The organism is Kitasatospora sp. NPDC007106, from assembly GCF_040634455.1.
Classification (GTDB): domain Bacteria; phylum Actinomycetota; class Actinomycetes; order Streptomycetales; family Streptomycetaceae; genus Kitasatospora; species Kitasatospora arboriphila.
The window spans coordinates 1-4,743 of the sequence record NZ_JBEYFP010000465.1 but is presented as its reverse complement, the minus strand read 5'-3'; the positions used below and the strand labels follow the sequence as shown (position 1 = coordinate 4,743).

At 73.6% G+C, this 4,743-nt stretch carries 4 protein-coding genes and 1 pseudogene; 1 reads left to right on the top strand and 4 read right to left on the bottom strand.

Annotated features, from left to right (window positions below):
- Window positions 1-73: 73 nt before the first annotated feature.
- Window positions 74-1,096, bottom strand: a complete 1,023-nt coding sequence (gene fbaA, locus ABZ641_RS26175) for a class II fructose-bisphosphate aldolase (RefSeq protein WP_344622134.1) — start codon at window positions 1,094-1,096, stop codon at window positions 74-76.
- Window positions 1,097-1,377: 281 nt separating this feature from the next.
- Here fbaA and ABZ641_RS26170 point away from each other — a divergent pair, with 281 nt between their 5' ends.
- Window positions 1,378-2,088 carry a VTT domain-containing protein gene (locus ABZ641_RS26170; RefSeq protein WP_344622133.1) on the top strand — a complete coding sequence of 237 codons (711 nt, stop codon included), beginning with the start codon at window positions 1,378-1,380 and terminating at the stop codon, window positions 2,086-2,088.
- 125 nt (window positions 2,089-2,213) lie between these two features.
- Here ABZ641_RS26170 and pyrE read toward each other — a convergent pair whose 3' ends face one another.
- The 3 genes and pseudogenes from pyrE to ABZ641_RS26155 form a co-directional block, all read right to left on the bottom strand.
- Window positions 2,214-2,753, bottom strand: coding sequence for an orotate phosphoribosyltransferase (pyrE, locus tag ABZ641_RS26165; protein ID WP_030274601.1), 540 nt, complete (start codon window positions 2,751-2,753; stop codon window positions 2,214-2,216).
- Window positions 2,754-2,785: 32 nt separating this feature from the next.
- Window positions 2,786-4,270: an SRPBCC domain-containing protein gene (locus tag ABZ641_RS26160; protein WP_359985463.1), complete on the bottom strand. Its 1,485-nt coding sequence runs from the start codon at window positions 4,268-4,270 to the stop codon at window positions 2,786-2,788.
- A 133-nt stretch (window positions 4,271-4,403) separates the two neighbouring features.
- Window positions 4,404-4,743, bottom strand: a pseudogene (locus ABZ641_RS26155) (spermidine synthase); the annotation flags it as partial.

The following is a 4,743-nucleotide window of genomic DNA, read 5'->3' as shown; positions in this document are numbered from 1 at the left end:
ATTTTTTTTTTTTTGTTTTAATCCTCAGCCCCCCGCTCGGCCGTCTCACGCGTCCTCGCGGACGCGGTGCGCCCTACTTGATGCGGTTGCCCGCCGAGCGCAGCTGCTGCGCCGCCTCGAGCACGCGGGAGGCCATGCCGGCCTCGGCCAGCTTGCCCCAGGTGCGCGGGTCGTAGGTGTTCTTCTTGCCGACCTCGCCGTCGACCTTCAGCACGCCGTCGTAGTTGCGGAACATGTGGTCCACGACCGGGCGGGTGAAGGCGTACTGGGTGTCGGTGTCCAGGTTCATCTTCACGACGCCGTTCTCCAGCGCGGTGGCGATCTCCTCGGCGGTCGAGCCCGAGCCGCCGTGGAAGACGAAGTCGAACGGGTCGGCCTTGCCGTACTGCTTGCCGATCTCGGCCTGGAGCTCCGCGAGCAGCTCCGGCTTCAGCACGACGTTGCCCGGCTTGTACACGCCGTGCACGTTGCCGAAGGAGGCGGCCAGCAGGTAGCGGCCCTTCTCGCCCAGGCCGAGCGCCTCGGCGGTGCGCACCGCGTCGTTGACCGTGGTGTACAGCTCGTCGTTGATCTCGTGCGAGACGCCGTCCTCCTCGCCGCCGGTCGGGGTGATCTCGACCTCGAGGATGATCTTCGCGGCGGCGGCCTGGGCGAGCAGCTCCTGCGCGATCGCCAGGTTGTCGGCCAGGGTCTCGGCCGAGCCGTCCCACATGTGCGACTGGAACAGCGGGTTCAGGCCCTTGGCCACGCGCTCGGCGGAGACCGCCAGCAGCGGGCGGACGTAGCCGTCCAGCTTGTCCTTCGGGCAGTGGTCGGTGTGCAGCGCGACCGTGACGTCGTACTTCGCGGCCACGATGTGCGCGAACTCGGCCAGCGCGACGGCGCCGGTCACCATGTCCTTGTTGTGCTGGCCGCCCAGGAACTCCGCACCACCGGTGGAGATCTGGATGATGCCGTCGCTCTCGGCCTCGGCGAAGCCGCGCAGCGCGGCGTGCAGGGTCTGCGACGAGGTCACGTTGATGGCCGGGTAGGCGAACTTGCCCGCCTTGGCCCGGTCCAGCATCTCGTTGTAGACCTCGGGAGTTGCGATGGGCATGCGAATTCGCTCCTGTCGGTGTGGGGCGATCGAACGACGCTGTCCGATGCTCTTACGCCTCTGGCTCACGGCGTGCTTCGCGGTACGAGAAGAGGGTGGTCCTCGACCGCAGGCCGGACACCGGGGCCATCTTCCCAGACTCACCCTCCGCGGTCACCCACGGCCCGCCAGTCGGGACGCGAACGGCGCCTACGCGCCAGTAGCCCCACGGGCCCGCCCGGCCGGGGCCGCGGCCGCCGCTCCTTAAGCCGTCTTCAACAGCAGGGCGCTATCCTGCGCGCGTGGACTACAACCAGCTCGCCGTCAATCTCCTCGACGCCAAATCGCTGATCTCGTCGCTGGGCGCCATCGGCCTGCTCGCGATCATCTTCGCCGAGACCGGCCTGCTGGTCGGGTTCTTCTTCCCCGGTGACTCGCTGCTGATCCTCGCGGGTGTGGCCGCCTCCGGCGCGGCCTCCTCGGTGCTCGGCGAGGGCGCCAGGCTGCCGATCGCCCTGCTGCTGATCGGGGCGCCGCTCTGTGCCATCGCCGGTGCGCAGCTCGGCCACTTCATCGGGGCCAAGCTCGGCCCCCGGATGTTCGACAAACCCGAGTCGAAGATCTTCCGCCGCGAGTACGTGGTGAAGGCCGAGTACTACTTCGAGAAGTTCGGCCCGGCCAAGGCCGTGGTGATGGCCCGCTTCATCCCGATCGTGCGGACCTTCCTCAACCCGGTCGCCGGCACCCTGGAGATGCCGGCCCGGACCTTTTTCGTCTGGAACGCCGTCGGCGCCGTGCTGTGGACCGAGTCCATGCTGCTGATCGGCTACTTCTTCGGCGACGCTATGGCTCCGGTGATCGACAAGTACCTGATCCCCGCGATGGCGCTGATCATCCTGATCTCGATCTCCCCGATCATCATCGAGGTGATCCGCGAGCGCCGGAAGAAGAAGGCCGGCGGCGACGTCCCGGCGGCGGAGCCGGTCAGCACCGGCCGCCACCGCAAGAACTGACGGGCCCCTGCCCGCCCCGGACACGGCAACGGCCGGTGTGACACGTGGTTTCACGTGAAACACCGGCCGTCACCGTTTCCGGCCCCCGTACCGGCCCGATCCGGGCGGCACGGGGCCGTACGGGCTCAGAGGCCCAGGTCGTCCAGGGTGTAGGCGGTCACGTACGGCAGGCCGGTCTCCGCGATCGCCGGGGCCGCGCCGCGCTCCACGATCACCGCGACGCCGACCACCTCGGCGCCCGCCTCGCGCAGCGCCTCCACGGCGGTGAGCACCGAGCCGCCGGTGGTGGAGGTGTCCTCGACCGCCAGCACCCGGCGGCCCTTCACGTCCGGGCCCTCGATCCGGCGCTGCAGGCCGTGCGCCTTGCCCGCCTTGCGGACCACGAACGCGTCCAGCTTCCGGCCGCGGGCGGCGGCGGCGTGCAGCATCGCGGTCGCCACCGGGTCGGCGCCCAGGGTCAGGCCGCCGACCGCGTCGAACTCGAGGTCCGCCGCGGCGTCCAGCATCACCCGGCCGACCAGCGGCGCCGCCTCGGCGTCCAGCGTGATCCGGCGCAGGTCGACGTAGTAGTCGGCCTCCAGCCCGGAGGAGAGGGTGACCTTGCCGTGCACGACGGCCTTGTCCTTGATCTGCGCCAGCAGGGCGTCGCGGTCCTCAGTGCTCATGAGCAGCCAGTCTAAGGGCCGCCACCCTCCGCTCAGCGACGGCGCAGCGCCCGCACCAGCACCACGGCACCGCCGATCAGCGCCACCCCGCCGCCGATCACCCAGGGCATCGCACTGCGCTCGCCGGCCCCGCCGGTGAGCAGCGTGGGCTCCGGGCCGCCCCAGCGGCTGGCCGCCCGGGCGCGGGCACTGCGGGCCGGGGGAGTCGGCGCGTAGCGGCCGTGCGGCGGCGCGTGGTCCACCTCCTCCGCCGAGCGGCCCACGATCGACCGCCGCACCGGCCCGGACGCCGCCGGCTCCGGCTGGTACTCGAACCCCGCGGGCTCCGGCTCGGGCGAGGGCAGCGGCTCGTCCTCGTCCGAGAAGGCGATCAGGTCGGACAGGTCGTCGTCGAGGTCCCGCTCCGCCCGGTCGTCCAGGTAGACCACGGTCGCCCCGGGCTCCTCCTCGTCCCCGGACTCGCCGTCGGGCCCCCCGGGCTCCTCCGCCTCCGCGGCGGCCTCCTGCGGCTCCTCGACAGGCTCGGCCTCAGGCTCAGCCTCTGCCTCAGGCTCCTCGACGGCCTCGGCGGCGGGCTCCTCGACAGAGGGCTCCTGGACAGGGACGGCCGGCGTCTCGGGCTCCTCGGCCTCCTCGGCCTCCTGGGCCGACTCCGCGGGCTCCGCGGCCTCTGCGGCAGTCTCCCGCAGCTCCTCGACGGCGGGCTCCTCGACGGGGGCGGGCTCCGCCCCTGCCTCGACGGCAGGCTCTTCGACGAGCGGCTCGACGGCCTCGGCGGCAGGCTCCTCGACGGGGGCGGTCGGCGTCTCGGGCTCTTCCGCCTCCGCGGCAGCCTCCTGCGGCTCCTCGACAGGGGCGGGCTCGGGCTCAGGCTCAGCGTCTGCCGCAGGCTCCTCGACGGCCTCGGCGGCGCGCTCCTCGACGGCGGCGGGCTCGGCCTCCGCCTCGACGGCAGGCTCTTCGGCGGTCTCGGCGGCGGGCTCCGCCCCCGCCTCGGCCTCGGCGGGCTCGGCAGCCGTCTCCTCGGCCGTCTCCTCGGTTTCGTCGTCCGCCGGCGGCAGGACGGCGTCCGGGCCGGCGCCGGCCTCGACGGCGAGGGCGGCGACGAGGCGGTCGAGAAGTCTGCGGCCGGCCGTCTCCAGGACGTCGTCCGGGAACTCGGCGAGGCGGCCCTCGGCGCTCAGGTCTCCGGCGAAGCGCATGACGCTGCCGTCCGCGTGGTCGTGCACGCTGACCCGCACGGTCGCGGTGACCTCGCCGGAGCCCCGGACCTCCTCGCCCTCGGCGAGCGCGGTGAGCACGCCCTCGCGTCCGGGGATCAGCGAGAGCGAGCCGCGGTAGGTGATGGTGGAGCTGCCGACGCGCAGCCGCAGCCGCCCGTCGACCTGCCCGTCCGGTGTGCGGGACGTCCCGGCGTCGGTGCTCAGGCCGGGGACGCAGCGGGCCAACAGCTCGCTGTCCTGCAGGACCTGCCGGACGGCGTTGGCCGGCAGCGGGACGACAACCTCATGCTCCATACCGGCGAGCCTACCCACCCGGGTGCCCGGTGCGGGGGGTTGGCGTCGGGTCGATCCGCGGAGGTTCGGCAGCTGTACACGGACGGCCCCCGCAGCCCTGCCGCCGCGGGCGGGCCGGGCGGGCGGCGGGGGCTCAGCCGAGCAGCCGGTAGGGGGCCGGCAGCCGTGCGGGGCGGCGGGCCGCGAGTCTCGCGGCGGACTCCCGGAGTCCGTCGGTGGTGAGGGCCCGCGGCGGCGGGGCGTCCCGGCCGAGGGAGAGCACCGGTTGGCTGCGGGCGGCCAGCAGGAAGGCCGGGCGGGGCGCGGCCGCGGGGGTGTGCGGGCAGGACGGCGGTGCGCCGGGCGGGGCCTGGTAGGCGACGGTGCGCAGGCCGTCGGCGCGCAGTCCGGCCTCCGCCGTCCACAGGCCGCGGGCGACGGCGCCGCCGCGGACGGCGAGCCGGCCGCCGGGGGCGAGCCGTCCGGCCGCCAGC

Bases quoted from the DNA above. Each gene is read 5' to 3' on its own strand.
- pyrE (WP_030274601.1), bottom strand. From the start codon at position 2,753: ATGAGCACTGAGGACCGCGACGCCCTGCTGGCGCAGATCAAGGACAAG.
- ABZ641_RS26160 (WP_359985463.1), bottom strand. From the start codon at position 4,270: ATGGAGCATGAGGTTGTCGTCCCGCTGCCGGCCAACGCCGTCCGGCAG.
- fbaA (WP_344622134.1), bottom strand. From the start codon at position 1,096: ATGCCCATCGCAACTCCCGAGGTCTACAACGAGATGCTGGACCGGGCC.